Origin of the sequence: Rhizobium sp. 007, from assembly GCF_015353075.1 — a bacterium.
In the GTDB taxonomy this organism is placed as follows: domain Bacteria; phylum Pseudomonadota; class Alphaproteobacteria; order Rhizobiales; family Rhizobiaceae; genus Rhizobium.
The window spans coordinates 701,444-718,434 of record NZ_CP064188.1 but is presented as its reverse complement, the minus strand read 5'-3'; the positions used below and the strand labels follow the sequence as shown (position 1 = coordinate 718,434).

Sequence of the window (16,991 nt, the reverse complement as noted above, 5' to 3'; positions counted from 1 at the left end):
GCTATCTCTCTTCGTCCTGGAAACGGGCGAAGACATAGCCGGCGCCGCGCACGGTGATGATGCGCCTCGGATGCTTGGGATCGCTTTCGATGGCCGCCCTGATGCGCGATATATGGACGTCGATGGAGCGGTCGAACGCATCCAACTCCTCGCCCTTGACCGTGTCCATCAACCGTTCGCGCGACAGCGTGCGCCCGGCATTTTCGGCAAGCGCCACAAGCAGGTCGAACTGGTAGCTGGTCAGGACACATTCATCGCCGTCGATCCTGACCGAGCGGGATCCCGGATCGATCTCCAACCGTCCGAAGCGCAGGACGCGCGAGACCGCTGCGCTCCCGTTGCGGCGACGCAGGATCGCCTTCAGACGCGCCAGCAATTCGCGCGGATTGAAAGGCTTGGGCAGATAGTCGTCGGCTCCAAGCTCCAGCCCGACGATACGGTCTGTCTCTTCACCTTTGGCCGTGAGCATCAAGATCGGCACGTCCGATACCGCGCGCATGCGCCGGCAGGTCTCGAAGCCGTCAAGGTCCGGCAGCATGACATCGAGGATCACGACATCCGGCATAAGGCGGCCAAGGTCGGTAAGGCCCACCGCGGCCGTCGCCGCGGCGTGGACGGTGTAACCGTTGCCGGAGAGATAGTCAGCGAGCATGGCGGAGAGGCGCGTATCGTCGTCAACAATCAAGACCCGTTGCGCCATTACTTGCCCTCCGTTCAGTCGCTCGGCCCACTTAGCCTTACCACCGGCCGCGACCCCTGCGCTCTTTCAAATGCTCGACGAGCTTAACGCGCTGCTCCGGCGTCAAAACTGCGGCGGCGTCGAGCAGAGCAGTCGTCATCTTGCGCGAGGCCGCGTCGATGGCCGCGACGCGCTCACTGCGCAGCTTTTCGGCGGCCGCCCGGTCTATAGAAGGAGCACCGAGGAGTTCGATAACCTGCTCACGCGTCTCGCGAAAGTCCCGGAAAGTCGGCCCGATCTCATCGCGCGCCTTGTCGATGATCTCCCAAATCTTGTCTTCCTGCTCGGATGTCACATCGATTTCGTCAAGCACGGAGCCGATTCGGTGTTCCATAAAGCCGCCACCTCCCATATGTGCGTGCATCATGTGGCCGCCCATCCCGAAGCCGAAAACATCGCTCCGCGCGGCTGCAAAACCGGCCGCGCCGACTAAAGCGACGGCTACCACGCCGCCAATCGCGGCGCGCCGCCCCCATCCTTTCGAGGCTGGTTCGCCGAAAGTCGGGCTCGCCAAATTCTTGTCCTCGTTTTCCATCGTTAGTCTCCTTCACTGCGCAGCACCTGCTGCAATGAAGGTACGCTAACAGGGCAACGTTTCGAGTGTTCTGGGCAAATGTAAAGGAATGTAAAGCCAGAGCGCGCCGTCGCGGACAGTCTGGGCCGCAGCGATGTTTACGTCGGCCGTCATGCCACTCGGTAAAAAATTCCTGCGCCCAAACAGACAGTTACAGCGTCAAAACGTTAAAGTATGCCGAAGTGTATTTTCGAGAAAGAAACATTAGACTAAAGTCATACGCGCTGGGGTCAACAGCAGGTAAAAGTACTATTTTTTGGGAGGAAATAGAATGTCACACAAAGTGGCCTTGAAGAAACGCGTGCTGTCTTCAAACGATCTAGACATGCTGGACGGTTTGCTCAAGGAATGGTGCGACAGTCGCCACTACGACATTTTGAACTTGGAGTCCCAAGAGGCTGCAAGGGAGTTGGTGATGTGGTTTGAGTTCGGCGTCGATAAACCCCATCAACTTCGGGAGTTGCTTGCGACGCGTTAATCAAGATGCCCGTCTGGCATTAAGCGCCAGATGGGCACATCAATCCGGCGCATGGCGTAATTCCAGTTTCCGCCCCGCAGATACTGACTGAATGAATGTCGTCGGCGGATCCGTGAGCCGTCGGCCTGTAATGGATCCAACTGGCGTCTTCCATGCTGCTCGCCAATTGAGCGAAGGGAGCTGCGGCAGCTATCGGTTCAAACAAACGTTCGGCTTCATCGAGCCGGATGATCCTGCAAGATCAGCGGACGAGATCGTCGTCTTCCGGGAACCTACGCGTCCTCTGCGGCATTAGAAGCAGGTTGTCGCAATTTGTTTCAAGGGAGGCCGAGACGTCAGGAAAGAAGAAGAGCGTCCGCTCCAGCGCCGCTCCCGTTCGGCCACATCGCCTTCGCCCGAAGCGAGGGGCACGATTCCGCGTGTTCGAAAAAGCCAATCGCCAAGCCATGAAGATTGCCTGGCTTGTCGTTATCACTTTTGTTGCCGCCATCGCATTGCATGCCTTGTTGACATGATCAACATTGGTTGCACATGCCATCGAGCCGTTATGCTGGTTGGTAACACGTCCATCCCAGATCAAAGAAATGCCCCGATGCAGGTGGATGCGGGTGGAATAGCGTCTCACGCAAGTGCCTCGGCTAAAGTCCTAACTTTCCCAGATAAGTGATTGAGATCAGAATATTTTGTCGGATCAGGTCGATGCAAGAAGCGCGGCCAACTTCCCCAATTCCGACGGTTCGGGTCTCATTGTACAAAAGAAGGTCAGACTCCTCCCACTGGCGATTTTATGGCAGTATTAGCGATACCTTAAATGAAAGGGAGGAAACACTCGTGTCTCTGATAACAAAACTGCCAGCAGGCCAAACTGTCCTTGAGTTCGAGGGGCACAAGTTCTGGGTTGATATTACGGAGAAACCGAAATTTGAAATGAGAGTTGGGATGGTGCCAGAAGGTGATGATCCAGAACTGGTAGTGAAACTCATGGCCGCTCTGGAGGAAGGGAGTAAATGGAAGAAGAATAAAGACGGTTCTTGGAAGTGCGTCGATGAAAGTGGGTCGGCAACTGACGGCATGCACAGAACGAAGCACTGAAAAAAAGGCAACCGCCCGCCTTGGCGAGATGGGCGTCCGAAAGTACGTCCTCGGCCAGAAAATCAGCAGCATCAGGGTGATGATATCGGCGAATTATTGGCATTCCCTATTGCATCAGAACCACTGCATGGCGTCCGTTCCTTCGATTGATACCGAAGGACGAGCCCGTTGTGATCCAAGACATACGTTTTCCTTCTGGCGAACCGTCGCGAGGCATTCGAATGTCGCCTATTCGTAGCATTCTCTCCCGGGGCAGCAGGTTTAACCGACCATGGTCCCGGTGGTTGGTGCAGATTGAAGTCCGTGTCGGGGTCGGACAACCCATGTCAGGAGACAAGTCGAAGAGCTGCTGCGCGATCAGGTGCGCGACCGCCCCTTCCCTCTGGGCCGTTGCGTGGGCGCTCCACCTTGAAGTGCGCGAGGCTCCATGAATGTGGAACTTCCGGACCTTCTTCTCATTTGATCGAGATGAGCATCCGAGAACGAGATTCCATGCGAGGCGACCAGCAGCAGGAAATGGCCTCCTGGTTGCGGTCACTGGAGCCTGTCCAACCGAAGGACATGATCGGACTTTGGAAAGGCGTCGGCCTTCCGTCGGGACATCCGCTGGACGGCGTCCTCGAGAACTTGCACTGGTTCGGAAAGCGCTTCCATGCCGACATGCGGGCGGACGCTTTGCTCTTCCAACGGCGGCCCGGACGGCTTGTGTCGATTGATCCCCGCTATATCCCCATCGGGCTCGCGATCAAGGCGGCACCGTTGGGACGAACGGCTGTTGCTCGGAAGATGTTTTTGCACCTTCAGCAGGCGTTGCGCGCAAAAGGTACGACAGCTTCGATAACGCTCCAAATATTCGAACACGTCGAAAGCGCGGCAATGATCTACGACAAGCAGCCCATCGTGGACCACTTCCGGCTTGTAAGACATGATGAACTAGTCGGGATGATGTGCGTGCGCGGCGTTTCGTGCCGGTATTTCTTCAGGCTTCGGAAAGTGAACGAGGCAGGCATGTAACGCACGGCTTGGACTGCGCCGTCTGGAACATTGTCGGGCTCGGACCGTTCGCAGGAAGAGCAGCAATCGGAGGATCACATGAGCAATCTTTACAATGAAAGCGACCCCGCGGTCTCGGGCGAACCGGCAAAAAGCATGCTGACTGCGTTCTTTGACTCTCGAAGCGAAGCGGAGGATGCCGTCGAGCGCCTCAAAGAGGCAGGCGTCGCCCACGTCCGGCTGATGCCGGGATACGAAGCCGATGCCGAGAAGGCTAATGTCGAAAGCGACGATCGCGGAGGTTTCTGGCCTCAACTCGGAGACTGGCTCCTTCCGGACGAGGACCGTGTCGTCTATGCCGAAGGACTTCGACGCGGTGGCTTCCTGGTGTCCGCTTCGGTGGACGAGGCCACCTACGACACGGCCCATGACATACTCGACGATGAAGGAGCAATCGACATGGACGAGCGCGCCGACCTTTGGCGCAGCGAAGGCTGGAACGTCCTGAAGCCGAACGAGACATATGTCGAGGCGAGATATGATCGGAACCGTCTCGGGGAAGCGAATCGCGACCAGCAGGTCTCCGGCTCTCGCGACGATGTGTTCGAAGCCGACGCCGCCGCGGGGTCTGCTACGGTCGCAGGTCACTACATGAGAAGCGGCGAACCTACGCCTTCGCGCGTGCGCGCCTATGAGCTCGATGAGGAAGTTCGCGTGGACGAACATATGCGCGACGACATCCTTCCGACCGGTCATCCGCGAACGGTCGCCGAGGGACAGGATCCAGCCGACCGCGAACTTCGTCAGAGCCAGGACATGGACGGCCTGCGTCAGGAGCAAAGCTTCCCACGCAGCCGATAAGCGCGGACGAGATGATCGACGCTGGTCGGCGCAGGTCGGTGCCGTCGGAGACGCCACAGAGGCCGGACGTTTGTCCCTCCCTCCTTCATTTTATGAGCTGGTCACTGGCGTCCATACGGCGTCGACGGCTACGGGCATCGCGACCCCCTGACGCTATCACATGTGCAGCGGATAGAAGATGCTTCAGCCACTGCCGAGACCTCGACATCTTGAGGCATTGGTCACTATGCAGCTCGTTAAGGAGCGCGACGCGGAGCGTGTTCGTGACCGACATTGACGAAACCCTCATTCTTCAAAGGAGAATCCCAATGAAGAGCAAGGAACTTGACGAAAGTGATCCGTGGCGCGAGCGCAACTTCGTGCTGGTCCTGGACGACGGCGAAGAGGCGTTCGAAGCAATCACGCGCTTCGCCGAGGAGCAAAAGGTCGGCGGCGCGTCGCTAACCGCCATCGGGGCCTTCCGTAGCGCCACGCTCGGCTTCTTCGAGTTCGCGACGAAGAACTACAAGGAGATTCCGGTTGAGGAACAGACCGAGGTCCTAAGTGCTATTGGAGACATTGCTATCGGCGACGACGGCAAGGCCAGCCTCCACATGCATGTGGTCCTCGGCCGGTCAGACGGAGCCACCCGGGGCGGCCATTTTATCAAGGGCACCGTTCATCCTACCCTCGAGATCATCATCCGCGAAAGCGCAGTCGGCTTCCGCCGCCGAAAGCGCGAAGACCTCGGTATCGCGCTGATCGACCTGTAGACGGTGGTCTGGAGTAGCCGATCACGAGCAGGGGCTTTTTCTTTTGTCTCGGAACTTTATCTTCGCCTGGATGTTTATGGCGATCACGCTTTTCATATACCCACCAGTCGCTGAATCTGCGTGATCTGCAGTGCTGCGGGCATGACCCTTGGCACTCAGCTGATGGTTGGACTCGCATTCGACCTCTCATTAGACGAGCCCTTGTCGCAATATGTTTCGTGAAATGCTTGCCCCCGCTTCGGCGGGTTTTTTGTTGAGTCTCAGGGGTGTTGGAGAACCAACCATGCTGAGCTTGCTTAACCCCGCCGCAATACACCCGAAAGCCGTCGCTCAAACACCTTGATGGAACCCTCGCCATGAAGATTGTGGTTGCTCTGAAAAGATACATCTCCCTGGCATCAATAACTTGCGTGTCCGCTAAACTTGATCGCAGGTGATGGAGACCAACCAGCTGCCGCAAATGAACTCAATCAGACCAAAGTCTTGAGTGCTTCAGGCCAATGGTCTGATGGAGGGAACTGCTGCGTTGTGCTGTCGTTTGCTCACCTGTGAGGCTGCCAAGACAGCCACGGAAATGGAGAAGAAAATGTTTAGCAAGATTCTCGTCTCTACCACTGCGATCGCCCTCATGTCGGGTGCTGCCTTTGCAGGATCCTCGACGGTTAACGGCGCGGTTGGCGGTGCAGCCACAGGCGCAATCGTCGGCGGTCCCGCCGGCGCCGCAATCGGTGGCGCAGCAGGTGCGGTCGTCGGGACTCTACTCGATCCGCCGCCGAAGGTTGTGACCTATGTGCGCGAAGCGCCTCCTCCGTCAGGCACCGTCGTCATAAAGGAGAAGGTTGTCGTCGGACAGCCGCTGCCTGAGGCCGTCGTAGTCACTCCGGTGCCCGATGACCCAACATACGCCTACGCTGTGGTCAACGACCAGCGTGTGATCGTGGAGCCTTCCTCGCGCAAGGTCATCCAGATCGTCAACTGACGACAAGGTTGGACCCGGCATGCCGGGTCCAACCTGCAAACTCAAACCAAATCGACACCACAAGGACGTCGTGCTGCGACGCCCTCTGGCGCAGCACGTCCTCGGCCAGGGAGTTAAAGCTATGAACCGCAAGATCCTACCTGTCCTGATCGCCTCGCTCGCGCTCGGCGCGTCGCCAGTTGGTCTGCTTTCCGCAGCCGCGCAGGATGCAACTCCGATATTGCCCAAGAAGGGCACGACGCAAGGCGAGCAGCCGCAATCCGGCACATCGCAGCAGCCGTCAGGCGCAGAAGCGCCAAGCAACGGTTCGGGTCAAGAAGCCCCGTCCGGAGGAACGGGCGACGCCACAACCGTCCAACCCGATAGCGGAGGAACGGGAACATCCGGCTCATCTTCGCAAGGTACTGATCAGCCTACCACTCAACAGCAAGACACAACGAAACCTGCCGACGGATCCACTTCGCAGCAGGCGCCTGCATCCGGCAGCGAGAGCGGAAAGAGTTCGACGAAGAGCTCCGGTGAAACAACTTCGCCTGATGGAAAAGCCACATCCGATAAGCCGTCTGACGCCACAGGATCGGGCGACGCTGGCACGACGGGTGGGGGCACGTCGACGGGAACGTCCGGTCAATCCACTTCCACTAAGACTGAAACCGATGTCAACATCTCTGTCGAACAGAAGACTGAAATCCAGCAGGTCGTGAAGGAAGTCAATGTCGAGCCGGTTCGCGAAGTCGACTTCACGGTTGAAGTTGGCACAGCCATCCCAAAGACGATCCGACTTGAGCCGCTGCCGCCGCGGATCGTCAAGATCGTCCCGCAATATGAAGGCTATCGCTTCTTCATCCTGGCAGATGGCAGGATCATCATCGTCGAACCCTCGACGTTCAAGATCGTCTACATCATTGTCTGAATGGCCCCGACTTCCCCCGGCGGCAAGTCCGCCGGGGGCAAGAGAAGACCATCTTATGCGACGAAGCAAAGGCTAGTGATATGGGATTTCCACTCGCGGTGATCGCAGCGGCCATCGCAGCTATCGCTCTTGCACTAATGGTGCTCGGTGATCCGGCAGAGAAGGCGCCGAGCCGTGTCTTTGTGCAACAGGCTCTGCATCATCAAGTGACGCGCTCTCCGTGACGCTTAGGGGCTTGGACGCCTCAGCTTCTGCTGCTCGCCAGGCCGTCCAGAACTCGCGAGGTCGGCCATAGCCCTAAAATGGAGATCGCGTCGCTTGGTTTGAGTCCGCGTCCGCCAGCTCGGCTTCGGCATCAATGGCGAAAGGGCGAACCGTCCTCAGCGGCAACATCAGGATAAAGTTGGCGCCGGAGCGTCTCCAGTGCTCTGACCTTTGGAAGCTCGCGCTGCACAGTCTCGGCCGTAACATCGCGCCAGGCTGTGCCATCCGGCTGGTCCCATACCCTTCCGCCGGATGCCAGAAATTCGCAAAAGGCCTGCGCCGAGCGAAGGCGGCTGCTAAGTTCGACATAGTGGTTAGTGTAGGCGTCCATGAGAACTCCGTCAGCATAACGCGCGCGCCTATAAAAACGACGTCCCCGTCATTCGCTGCGCTGACACTTCGCCTTAGTGCAGCACAGTCGGCGGCAGGCGAACGATGCTCGTAATCGTCTCGAGCAGCTCAACGAACTGGTCGAGGACCATTCCAAAATTCTTGTCATCCATCCGCGCTATCTCCGGGATCGTGTCGTAAGTGCGCGCAACAAGGTAATCGAGGCCCGTGCTGCTGGCAAACGGGCTGTCGGAAAAGTCGCTCGTTCGAACCGCGTGCAGTTCATCCACAATCCGGCGAACAAGACGCTCGCGATCCTTGATTGAAAGGCTCAACAGTTCTTTCCGCGCATCGCGAATTTCGGTGATAATACCGTGGGACATGAGCCTCCCCGATCTAAACGTGGCGGCAGCGCGCCTTGCGTGTAGCCGCACTGTAGCAGCTCCTTCGCGACTAGACGTCGGACCTTGGTCTGATCGCACCCTTCGCTTAAGACCTAAGTCCTGGCTCGAGCCCCGCCTTGTCCGCAGGGCCAGCTGCTTTGGAAGCCATGTGAGCCCGAGGGACTGATCGCCGCTCTCTCGCGCTGCTATCCGCTCGTTTGAACGTCCATCCAGGGCGGCACGACACGTACAGACTAGTGCTTCATAATGGTGGCGAGACCTTCGGTCGCAGAAGAGAAACGATCGTTTCTTTCGCCTCAGCGACTGAGAGGCCCCACCCACGCGTCACGCCAGCGCCTCTTGGAGGTAAGAATTATCAAAGACACCAACGGCCGACATCCGTGTGCCTTCGTCTAGCAAGCCCGCTTGGATCATCAGGTCGATCGTGGTTTCAATTGCCCTTTCGGGAATGCCCAGGCCGTTCGGCCACATGCCCATGTCACGCATGTAGCGCAGCCCGCGACGGGCAAGATCGGCGTCATCCGGCACCGTGATGCGCTGGAAGATCGGCAACGCAATTTCTTCCTCCTGCGAGGGATCGTTGGTAATCAGATAGGCTTCGGCCAAAGCCTTCAAGAGCTTCCCGACAGTCTCGCTATTCAATTCGAGCCAACTTTTCTTCGCGATAAGCGCGGCAAACAGGATTTCCGGTATGACGTCGTTGATCTCTCCGATCAGATTGTACCCGGCGCTTTCAGCGATGAAGTTCCAGGGGGCGGGTTGCGGTGCGCAATCAATGTCGCCAGCCTGAAGCGCCGCCCAGCGCGTCGTATGAACGCCGGCAAGAACAAATTCATAGTCACCTGGGTACTTGAGTCCTTCGCGGGAAAGCAGCATCTGCGTGTAGACCGCTGTGCCCTCGGTCAGTGACGAGGTGCCGATTTTCTTTCCCTTCAGTCCCCCGATCGATTTGATCGAAGGAGCTGCCACGATCGACATCGGAAGGCGGTTGGAATTCGACGCCACAATGCGCAGTTCACCGCCTTTGGCATAATTCGAGACAGCTCCTTCCGGTGGCGTGATCGCCAACTCGGCTTCGCCTTCGGCCACTGCGATCGTCGCCTTGTCGACGCTGCCAAGGCGCAGATATTCAATTTTCAGTCCGTGTTTCTCGAACAGTCCCTCCTGTTCGGCGACGAAGACCGGCAGCCAATTGAACCCTTGGGCGCCACCCGCCAATCTAACTGTAATTGCCATGAATATTCCTCTCCCAGATTTCGGCGTCGAATTAGCGGTTCTGTGTCTTGAGCCTTTTGTCGAGCAAGGGATAGACCCGCCGCGCATTGCCTTCGAAGACCGCGTGCCTGTCTTCCGCACTGAGATCGAGCGCGTCGATGTAGCGTTTGGTATCGTCGAAGCTATGCCCGGTTTCGGGATCGACGGCCTTGACGGCGCCGAGCATTTCGGAGCCGAAAAGGATGTTTTTCTTGTCTACCACCCGGAACAGCGTATCGATTCCCGCCTGATGATAGACGCAAGTATCGAAGAACAGGTTGTTCATGAGGTGCTCGGTAATGGGCGGCTTCTCCAGCATCATCGACAGCCCTCGGTACCGTCCCCAGTGATAAGGCGCCGCACCGCCGCCATGCGGAATGATCAGCCGTAGTTTGGGATGACGTTCGAACAGGTCGCCCTGTATGAGCTGCATGAAAACGGCCGTATCGGCGTTGATGTAGTGAGCGCCGGTCGTGTGCAGGCAGCGCTCGCATGAGCCAGACACATGGATCATTGCCGGCACGTCGTATGCCGCCAAGGCCTCCCACATCGGATCCCACCAACGGTCATAGATCGGCGGCGCGCTCCACCGGCCTCCGGAAGGATCCGGATTGAGATTGCAGCCGATAAACCCGTCGTCGGCGCAACGCTCAAGTTCGGCGATCACGGGATCGAGATCTCCATCGATCGTCTGCGGCAACTGGCAAACGCCCGCGAAATTCTCCGGGAACATCTCAACGACGCGCTTGATGTTGTCGTTAGAGATGCGCGCCCACTCGGTCGCGACATCCGCGCCACCGATGTGGTGACCCATGCCGGAGGCGCGCGGGCTAATGATCGTCAGATTCGAGCCGCGCTCCTTCTGGAGCCGCAACTGGTTGGCCTTAATGATCGCAAACAATTCCTCGTCGGAAATGCCTGGATAGATCGGCCTTGCGCTCGCCTTACCTTCTGCAAAGGCGACTTGCGCCTTGCGGAAGTCGTGATGTTTCTGCGGTTCGGTGGTGAAGTGTCCGTGACAATCGATAATCAGTGTCATCACGCGTCCCACTTGGCCGGAAGCACGTTCACGCCGCGGAAGCGCCAGCCTTTGGCCTTGATCTCCTGCTCAGGATCGAGGCGCAGATTCGGCAATTGCCGGAAGGCTTCTTGAAGAGCGATCTCGCCCATGGCTCGCGACAGGAAATGTCCAGAGCAGAAATGCGGGCGGAAACCGAACGATACGTGCTGCTTCTTCTTGCGGAACATGTCGAACTGGTCCGGCCTCTCGAAGCGCGCTTCATCGCGGTTTGCAGATCCCATGACGATGGCCACGGAAGAGCCGGCGGGGATTACAGTCCCGGCGATCTCGAAATCTTCAAGGGCGACACGCGGGGTCACTCCAATCGGCGCTATCCAGCGCAGCCCCTCGTCAAAAGCCCTGAGCGCATGCGCGGACGGGTCCTCCGCCATGATTTTGGCCTGCTCGGGGCTGGAAAGCAGGCCCGCACAAGCATTTGCGGCCGCGTGTCCAGGCTCCTGCAGACCGCCCAGGATGATAACGCGCATAGTCGGCGAAATTTCCTCCAGGCTGCGCGCTGCGCCCTCCGGCATGCCGCCATACATCACATGGCTCATCAGCGTGTTGTTCGGCTTCGACAATGCAGCGTCATAAAGCGCGCCAAGCTGGTGATCGATGTCTGCGAGCGCGGCGTCGAGCCGGTCCCAGACCGCCCGGTCGTTGGAGACGTTTTGCAGCCCAAGGGCCATGGCGTGAAACCACTCCACGAGATTGTCATTCGAGGTCTCTGTCAAACCGATCACGTCGCCGATGCAGCGCACCGAGATCGGCTCGAAGAGCTCCGTCGTCAGGTTCGCCTCGCCCTTGGGCTTGAGCTCGTCAAGGAAGCGCTGCACCACTGGCCGCGTTAGACGCTCGACATAAGAGCGCACGCGCTCCTGTGTCAGATTGAGGTCGATGCCTTCGCGCAGGCATGAATGCTCTTCGCCCGACATGGTCAGGACGTTCGGCATTCCCATAACGCGTGCCTCGGGCCGGTTGGCAGCGCCAGACGGTCCGAAGGCTCGGTCGGTCGCACCAACTGTGCGACAATCGTCGTAGCGGGTAATGAAATACTCTTTGGTCCCCTCGAAAAGGGCAACCGGAGCTTGCCGGCGCAACCTCGCATAGACCGGGTAAGGGTCTCTATAAAGGTTCTCGCCCGTCAATGCTGACGCGTCATCTATCATTTTCTTCCTCCCACGAAAATCGTCGGACGACCGGCGCAAATCCGGCATCCTTCGTCCAGACCGGCTTTCACCGTCATTTGAGCTCGGCGTGGAGCTCAGGCACTCTTTTACGCATACCACATAGATTTCCGATACCAGTTAGTATCTGAATGCGACCATGGTGTCAATGATGAGCTGCAGGCGCTTGCGCTTTTGAATACTGTTTGGTATTTGAAAACTTTCCAGTATCTGGTGACATTCATTAGGGAGGAATTTTAATGACGCAGATGATGCGCGCAGCGCGGCTGCACGCCGTCGGAGAACCGATGAGAATGGATCTGGTGGCGAGCCCCGTGGCCACCGGAACCGACGTCGTTGTCGAGGTCAAGGCCTGCGGAATGGTCCCGAATCTCGCCAATGTCCTTGCGAACTGGGAGAGCTGGTATCCGCAGATGCCATTACCGCCCCGCCCCGCAATCCATGGCCTCGATCCTTCAGGTATCGTCCATCAGGTCGGCGAGCAGGTCGTGTCGCTCAAGCCGGGCGACCGGGTCTATGTCAATCCCGGCCGCTTCTGCGGAGCCTGCCACGCATGTTCATCGGGACACCCGCAAGCCTGCCAGCATTGGACACTCGGCGGTTATTTCGGCTACAATCCGAACAGCCTTGAGATGTTCAAACGCTACCCCTATGGCGGCTTTTGTGAATATATGCTGGCGCCGCAGGCGCAGGTCGTGAAAATTCCCGACAACATGTCCTTCGTCCAGGGGTCGCGCATGGGCTACCTCGGTACGTCCTACGCCGCCCTGAAAAAGTGCGGGCCGCTGATGGGGCGCAAGCTGATTATCAACGGCGCTAGCGGAACCCTCGGCATCGGCGCGACTCTTTTCGCGCTGGCCATGGGCGTCGGCAAGATCTATGCAGTCGCCCGTGGCGACGAATTGCTGGCCCGCCTGAAGGCGCTTGCGCCGGACAGGATTGAAATCTTCTCGAACCGGACCGGCTCGAGCGGCGATTTCATCAAGGCCAGAACGGGCGGCGTCGGTGCCGACCTGATGCTCGACACGCTCGGCGCCAAGGCGCCGCTCGAATCCATGCTCGATGCCATGAAGGGTGTGCGCAGAGGCGGCCGCATCGTCAATATCGGCGGTACTGCGGGTAATTTGCCCCTCGACGTAAAGTGGTGGATGGATGAGCAGATGGAGTTGATCGGCTCGGTATGGTTCACCGCCGCTGAAGGTATGGAAATCGCCTCCATGGTCGAAAACGAAGTTGTCGACATCTCCGTCATGAAGCCGATGGTTTGGCCGCTCGAGAGCATCAATGAAGCGATTTCCGGCGTTGCCTCAGGCGATGGCGGCTTCACCTACTACGCCGTCACTATCTAGATCGAGAGCCGCAGCGGCTCACTGGAGAGGAAGACGCCCTCCGCCCCGTCCGGGTGGAAGGCGTCTTCTGTTATCCCGCCAGGCGATGTTCTCAACAGTCTGGCAAAGCCGAACGCGGCTCTTGATGGCAAACGTTTATTCGGCCCGATACTCTGTACCCTCAGCAGGTGGCCTAATTCATGGATGTCCTTCCATTCGGGAAGCGGCACACATAGGCCGCTTAACTGCCGGAAAAGAATGGCAGCCTGCGCTCAAATTCTGATTACAATCGACACACATCCCTATCGGCCGCCTGTGTTCAGGCATGCGCCGAAGACGCTAACGATGTCGCTCAGAACGGCCGGGTTTCGTCCGTTCGGGCAGATGAGGGTAGCCCCTGATGTCGGCGAACAGTTGCCGTGCCGGAAGTATGCCGCTGCTTCTTGATGCGACGGAAGGCACGTCTGCAGATCGTGTAGATGTTCGGCTTCATCTTATTCTACGTGATGCCGCAGACGCGGAACGGGATCGCCAACGGACCCCGAATAGGAATTGGCATTTTCATCTGGTCCCAACAGCCACGGCAGATGCGAGTGTGGTCGCGTGCGGTTGACCCCATCTGATATGAACCGTTGGGCCGACATCCATCTCCCGGCCGCGTCGCTGAAGCTTGGGCCAAAGACCTAGACTGTCGCTTCCCACGGCTTTTGGGCAGTTGTCGGCGCTCCAGACGTGCCGGCAACAGGTGAGGCGCGTCGATGGGCAAAAAATACCGGACGAGGGATCCCGGCCGGCAGCAAACGATGCTGTTTATCCTGCTCAGTGGCCGATCGCTTTGTTGATCTCCTCGGTGACCTTCTTTGCATCGCCGAGCAGCATCATCGTGCCATCCTTGTAGAACAGCGTATTGTCGATGCCCGCATAGCCGGAGCCGAGCGAACGCTTGACGAAGAGGCAGGTCTTGGCCTTGTCGACATCGAGGATCGGCATGCCGTAGATCGGCGAGGTCTTGTCATCGCGCGCCGCTGGATTGGTGACGTCGTTGGCACCGATGACATAAGCGACATCGGCTTGGCCGAAGTCGGAGTTGATGTCTTCGAGTTCGAAGACCTCGTCATAAGGCACGTTCGCTTCGGCCAGCAGCACGTTCATGTGGCCGGGCATGCGGCCGGCGACCGGATGAATTGCGTATTTGACCTCGACGCCGGCCTTCTTGAGATTGTCGGCCAGCTCGCGAAGCGCGTGCTGCGCCTGGGCAACCGCCATGCCGTAGCCCGGCACGATAATGACCTTGGAAGCGTTCGCCATCAGATAGGCGGCATCCTCTGCCGAGCCGAGCTTGACGGTCTTGTCGGAATTGTCCGCAGCCCCTGCAGAGGTCTCGCCACCGAAGCCGCCGAGAATGACGGATATGAACGAGCGGTTCATGCCCTTGCACATGATGTAGGACAGGATCGCACCCGAAGAGCCGACCAGCGCACCGGTGATGATCAGAGCGAGATTGCCGAGCGTGAAACCGATACCGGCTGCCGCCCACCCCGAATAGGAGTTCAGCATGGAGACGACGACCGGCATGTCGGCGCCCCCGATCGGCACGATCAGCAGCACGCCGAGCGCCAGCGAAAGCGCCACGACCGCCCAGAAATCGAAATGGCTTTCGGTTGCCGCGAGCCCGATGATGAAGAAGACGATCAGCACCAAAAGCGCGATGTTGATGATATGCCGGAAGGCAAGCAGGATCGGCTTGCCGGACATGCGCCCGTCAAGCTTCAAAAAAGCGATGATCGAGCCGGTAAAGGTAAGCGCCCCGATCGCGGCGCCGATCGCCATCTCGATACGCGCCTCGCCATGGATCGAGCCGATATCGCCGATGCCGAAGGAGGCCGGTGTATAAAGCGCGGAGGCGGCAACCAGCACGGCGGCCAGGCCGACCAACGAGTGGAAGCCCGCCACCAGCTGCGGCATCGAGGTCATCGGGATGACGCGGGCGATATAGGCGCCCGCCCCGCCGCCGATCGCCAGTCCGAGCACGATCAGCACGAAGCCGGCAAAAGAAGGCGTTGCCAGCACCAGCGTCGTGAGGATCGCCATCCCCATGCCGATCATGCCGTAGAGATTGCCCTTGCGGCTGGTGGCCGGATGGGAGAGGCCGCGCAGTGCCAGGATGAAAAGCACGCCGGAGACGAGGTAGAGGAAAGCTGCGATATTGGTCATTCGTCCGGCCTCACTTGTCCTTCTTGCGGTACATCGCCAGCATGCGCTGCGTGACGAGGAAACCGCCGAAGATGTTGACCGAGACGAGAACGAGCGCGACGAAGCCGAAACCGGTCGCAAGCCCGCTTGCCGAAATGCCCACTGCAAGCAGCGCGCCGACGACGATGACTGAAGAGATGGCGTTGGTGACGGCCATCAGCGGCGTATGCAGCGCCGGCGTCACCGACCAGACGACGTAATAACCGACGAAGATCGCCAGCACGAAGATCGCGAACTGGAAAATGAAGGGATCGATCGCCCCGCCCGTTGCCGCACTTGCCGCTTCCGGTGCCTGCGCGGCCGCCGCCACGACTGCGTTGACCGCCTGGTCAAGCTGCTCCAGCGCCTTGTCCATTGCTTCACTGGCCATCAGCTATCCCCTTCTTCGTCCCGGCGAATGCCGGATGCACGACATCGCCTGCATAGGTCAGCATGGTCGCTTTGATGAGTTCGTCGTCGAGGTTGAGGACGACGCTCTTCGTCTCCTTGTTGAGCATGGTCTCGAGGAAGGTGACGAGGTTCTTGGCATAGAGCGCCGAAGCGCTGGCGGCCACCCGGCCCGGCAGGTTGGCGAAACCGATCACCTTGACGTCTTCGACATCGACGACCTCGTCTGCAACCACGCCCTCGATATTGCCGCCACGCTCGACCGCAAGATCGACGGCAACGGCGCCGGGCTTCATCGAAGCCAGCATCTGGCGCGATACGAGCTTCGGCGCAGGGCGTCCGGGGATCAGTGCCGTGGTGATGACGATGTCCTGCTTGGCGATGTGCTCGGCAACGAGGGCTGCCTGCTTCGCCTGGTATTCCTTGGACATTTCCTTGGCGTAGCCGCCCGCCGTCTCGGCTGCCTTGAACTCCTCGTCTTCAACGGCGATGAACTTGGCGCCGAGTGAGGCGACCTGTTCCTTGGCGGCGGGGCGAACGTCGGTGGCCGAGACCGCAGCGCCGAGGCGGCGCGCCGTCGCAATCGCCTGGAGGCCTGCCACACCTGCACCCATCACGAAGACCTTGGCGGCCGGAACGGTGCCGGCGGCCGTCATCATCATCGGCAGGGCGCGATCATAGACAGACGCCGCTTCAATGACGGCCTGATAGCCGGCGAGATTTGCCTGTGAGGAAAGAACATCCATGGACTGGGCGCGCGTAATGCGCGGCATCAGTTCCATCGCGAAGGCTGAAAGCCCTGCCTTCGCCATCGCGGCAATCGCCTCATCGTTTCCATAGGGATCCATGATCGCGATGACGACCGCGCCGCTCTTGTAGCCGGCAATCTCCGCCTCCGTCGGGCGGCGCACTTTCAGCACCACATCCGCGGTTGCCGCATCGCCAGCCGAGCCGATCCGCGCCCCTGCAGCCTCGAATTCGCTGTCCGGTATGCGCGATAAAACCCCAGCACCTGCCTCGACCACGATGTCGAAGCCGAGGTTCCCCATCTTCTTTACAGTTTCGGCAGACGCCGCAACGCGCCCTTCGTCGGACCTACTTTCCCTTGCTATGTACACACTCACATCCAATGCCACGTTCCTC

Annotated in this window: 18 protein-coding genes and 1 pseudogene; 8 read left to right on the top strand and 11 right to left on the bottom strand. The window is 59.0% G+C overall.

Annotated features, from left to right (window positions below):
* Position 1 precedes the first annotated feature (1 nt).
* Positions 2 to 700: a response regulator transcription factor gene (locus ISN39_RS24560; RefSeq protein ID WP_194730821.1), complete on the bottom strand. Its 699-nt coding sequence runs from the start codon at positions 698 to 700 to the stop codon at positions 2 to 4.
* 37 nt (positions 701 to 737) lie between these two features.
* Positions 738 to 1,274 carry a Spy/CpxP family protein refolding chaperone gene (locus ISN39_RS24555; RefSeq protein WP_194730820.1) on the bottom strand — a complete coding sequence of 179 codons (537 nt, stop codon included), beginning with the start codon at positions 1,272 to 1,274 and terminating at the stop codon, positions 738 to 740.
* 310 nt (positions 1,275 to 1,584) lie between these two features.
* Between ISN39_RS24555 and ISN39_RS24550 the strand changes: the two genes are divergently transcribed.
* The 7 genes from ISN39_RS24550 to ISN39_RS24520 all read left to right on the top strand — a co-directional run bounded on the left by ISN39_RS24550 (position 1,585) and on the right by ISN39_RS24520 (position 7,381).
* Positions 1,585 to 1,791, top strand: coding sequence for a hypothetical protein (locus ISN39_RS24550; protein WP_074072331.1), 207 nt, complete (start codon positions 1,585 to 1,587; stop codon positions 1,789 to 1,791).
* A gap of 831 nt (positions 1,792 to 2,622) precedes the next feature.
* Positions 2,623 to 2,883: a hypothetical protein gene (locus tag ISN39_RS24545; protein WP_040115879.1), complete on the top strand. Its 261-nt coding sequence runs from the start codon at positions 2,623 to 2,625 to the stop codon at positions 2,881 to 2,883.
* Between the two features lie 468 nt (positions 2,884 to 3,351).
* Complete coding sequence (locus ISN39_RS24540) at positions 3,352 to 3,897, top strand: GXWXG domain-containing protein (protein WP_194730819.1); 546 nt, start codon at positions 3,352 to 3,354, stop codon at positions 3,895 to 3,897.
* A 78-nt stretch (positions 3,898 to 3,975) separates the two neighbouring features.
* Positions 3,976 to 4,737 (top strand): hypothetical protein, encoded by a 762-nt coding sequence (locus ISN39_RS24535; RefSeq protein WP_194730818.1) that lies wholly within the window; start codon positions 3,976 to 3,978, stop codon positions 4,735 to 4,737.
* Between the two features lie 308 nt (positions 4,738 to 5,045).
* The gene (locus tag ISN39_RS24530; protein ID WP_074072335.1) at positions 5,046 to 5,489 is read left to right on the top strand and encodes a PPC domain-containing DNA-binding protein; all 444 of its coding nucleotides are present in this window, start codon (positions 5,046 to 5,048) and stop codon (positions 5,487 to 5,489) included.
* A gap of 586 nt (positions 5,490 to 6,075) precedes the next feature.
* Positions 6,076 to 6,468: a DUF1236 domain-containing protein gene (locus tag ISN39_RS24525; RefSeq protein ID WP_194730817.1), complete on the top strand. Its 393-nt coding sequence runs from the start codon at positions 6,076 to 6,078 to the stop codon at positions 6,466 to 6,468.
* Between the two features lie 121 nt (positions 6,469 to 6,589).
* Positions 6,590 to 7,381 carry a DUF1236 domain-containing protein gene (locus ISN39_RS24520; protein ID WP_194730816.1) on the top strand — a complete coding sequence of 264 codons (792 nt, stop codon included), beginning with the start codon at positions 6,590 to 6,592 and terminating at the stop codon, positions 7,379 to 7,381.
* A 355-nt stretch (positions 7,382 to 7,736) separates the two neighbouring features.
* Here the strand turns inward: ISN39_RS24520 and ISN39_RS24515 are convergent, their stop codons facing one another.
* The 5 genes from ISN39_RS24515 to ISN39_RS24495 form a co-directional block, all read right to left on the bottom strand.
* The gene (locus tag ISN39_RS24515) at positions 7,737 to 7,976 is read right to left on the bottom strand and encodes a hypothetical protein (protein WP_194730815.1); all 240 of its coding nucleotides are present in this window, start codon (positions 7,974 to 7,976) and stop codon (positions 7,737 to 7,739) included.
* A gap of 73 nt (positions 7,977 to 8,049) precedes the next feature.
* A complete protein-coding gene (locus tag ISN39_RS24510; protein ID WP_074072339.1) occupies positions 8,050 to 8,358 on the bottom strand; it encodes a hypothetical protein in 309 nt (102 codons plus the stop codon).
* 345 nt (positions 8,359 to 8,703) lie between these two features.
* A complete protein-coding gene (locus ISN39_RS24505; protein ID WP_194730814.1) occupies positions 8,704 to 9,615 on the bottom strand; it encodes an ABC transporter substrate-binding protein in 912 nt (303 codons plus the stop codon).
* A gap of 31 nt (positions 9,616 to 9,646) precedes the next feature.
* Positions 9,647 to 10,672: an amidohydrolase family protein gene (locus ISN39_RS24500; protein WP_194730813.1), complete on the bottom strand. Its 1,026-nt coding sequence runs from the start codon at positions 10,670 to 10,672 to the stop codon at positions 9,647 to 9,649.
* Positions 10,672 to 11,862, bottom strand: a complete 1,191-nt coding sequence (locus tag ISN39_RS24495) for a cytochrome P450 (RefSeq protein WP_194730812.1) — start codon at positions 11,860 to 11,862, stop codon at positions 10,672 to 10,674. The genes ISN39_RS24500 and ISN39_RS24495 overlap by 1 nt, the downstream gene beginning before the upstream one ends.
* A gap of 257 nt (positions 11,863 to 12,119) precedes the next feature.
* On the opposite strand from ISN39_RS24495, the gene ISN39_RS24490 reads away from it, so the two are divergent.
* Positions 12,120 to 13,229 carry an alcohol dehydrogenase catalytic domain-containing protein gene (locus ISN39_RS24490; RefSeq protein ID WP_194730811.1) on the top strand — a complete coding sequence of 370 codons (1,110 nt, stop codon included), beginning with the start codon at positions 12,120 to 12,122 and terminating at the stop codon, positions 13,227 to 13,229.
* A gap of 311 nt (positions 13,230 to 13,540) precedes the next feature.
* Here the strand turns inward: ISN39_RS24490 and ISN39_RS36720 are convergent.
* From ISN39_RS36720 to ISN39_RS24475, 4 genes and pseudogenes are all read right to left on the bottom strand, one after another.
* A pseudogene (locus ISN39_RS36720) lies at positions 13,541 to 13,827 on the bottom strand (adenylate/guanylate cyclase domain-containing protein); the annotation flags it as partial.
* Between the two features lie 200 nt (positions 13,828 to 14,027).
* Positions 14,028 to 15,422, bottom strand: a complete 1,395-nt coding sequence (locus ISN39_RS24485; protein ID WP_194730810.1) for an NAD(P)(+) transhydrogenase (Re/Si-specific) subunit beta — start codon at positions 15,420 to 15,422, stop codon at positions 14,028 to 14,030.
* Positions 15,423 to 15,432: 10 nt separating this feature from the next.
* The gene (locus ISN39_RS24480) at positions 15,433 to 15,831 is read right to left on the bottom strand and encodes a proton-translocating transhydrogenase family protein (RefSeq protein ID WP_022715897.1); all 399 of its coding nucleotides are present in this window, start codon (positions 15,829 to 15,831) and stop codon (positions 15,433 to 15,435) included.
* Positions 15,821 to 16,978, bottom strand: coding sequence for a Re/Si-specific NAD(P)(+) transhydrogenase subunit alpha (locus ISN39_RS24475; protein WP_194730809.1), 1,158 nt, complete (start codon positions 16,976 to 16,978; stop codon positions 15,821 to 15,823). Before ISN39_RS24475 ends, ISN39_RS24480 begins: the two co-directional genes overlap by 11 nt.
* Between the last annotated feature and the right edge of the window lie 13 nt (positions 16,979 to 16,991).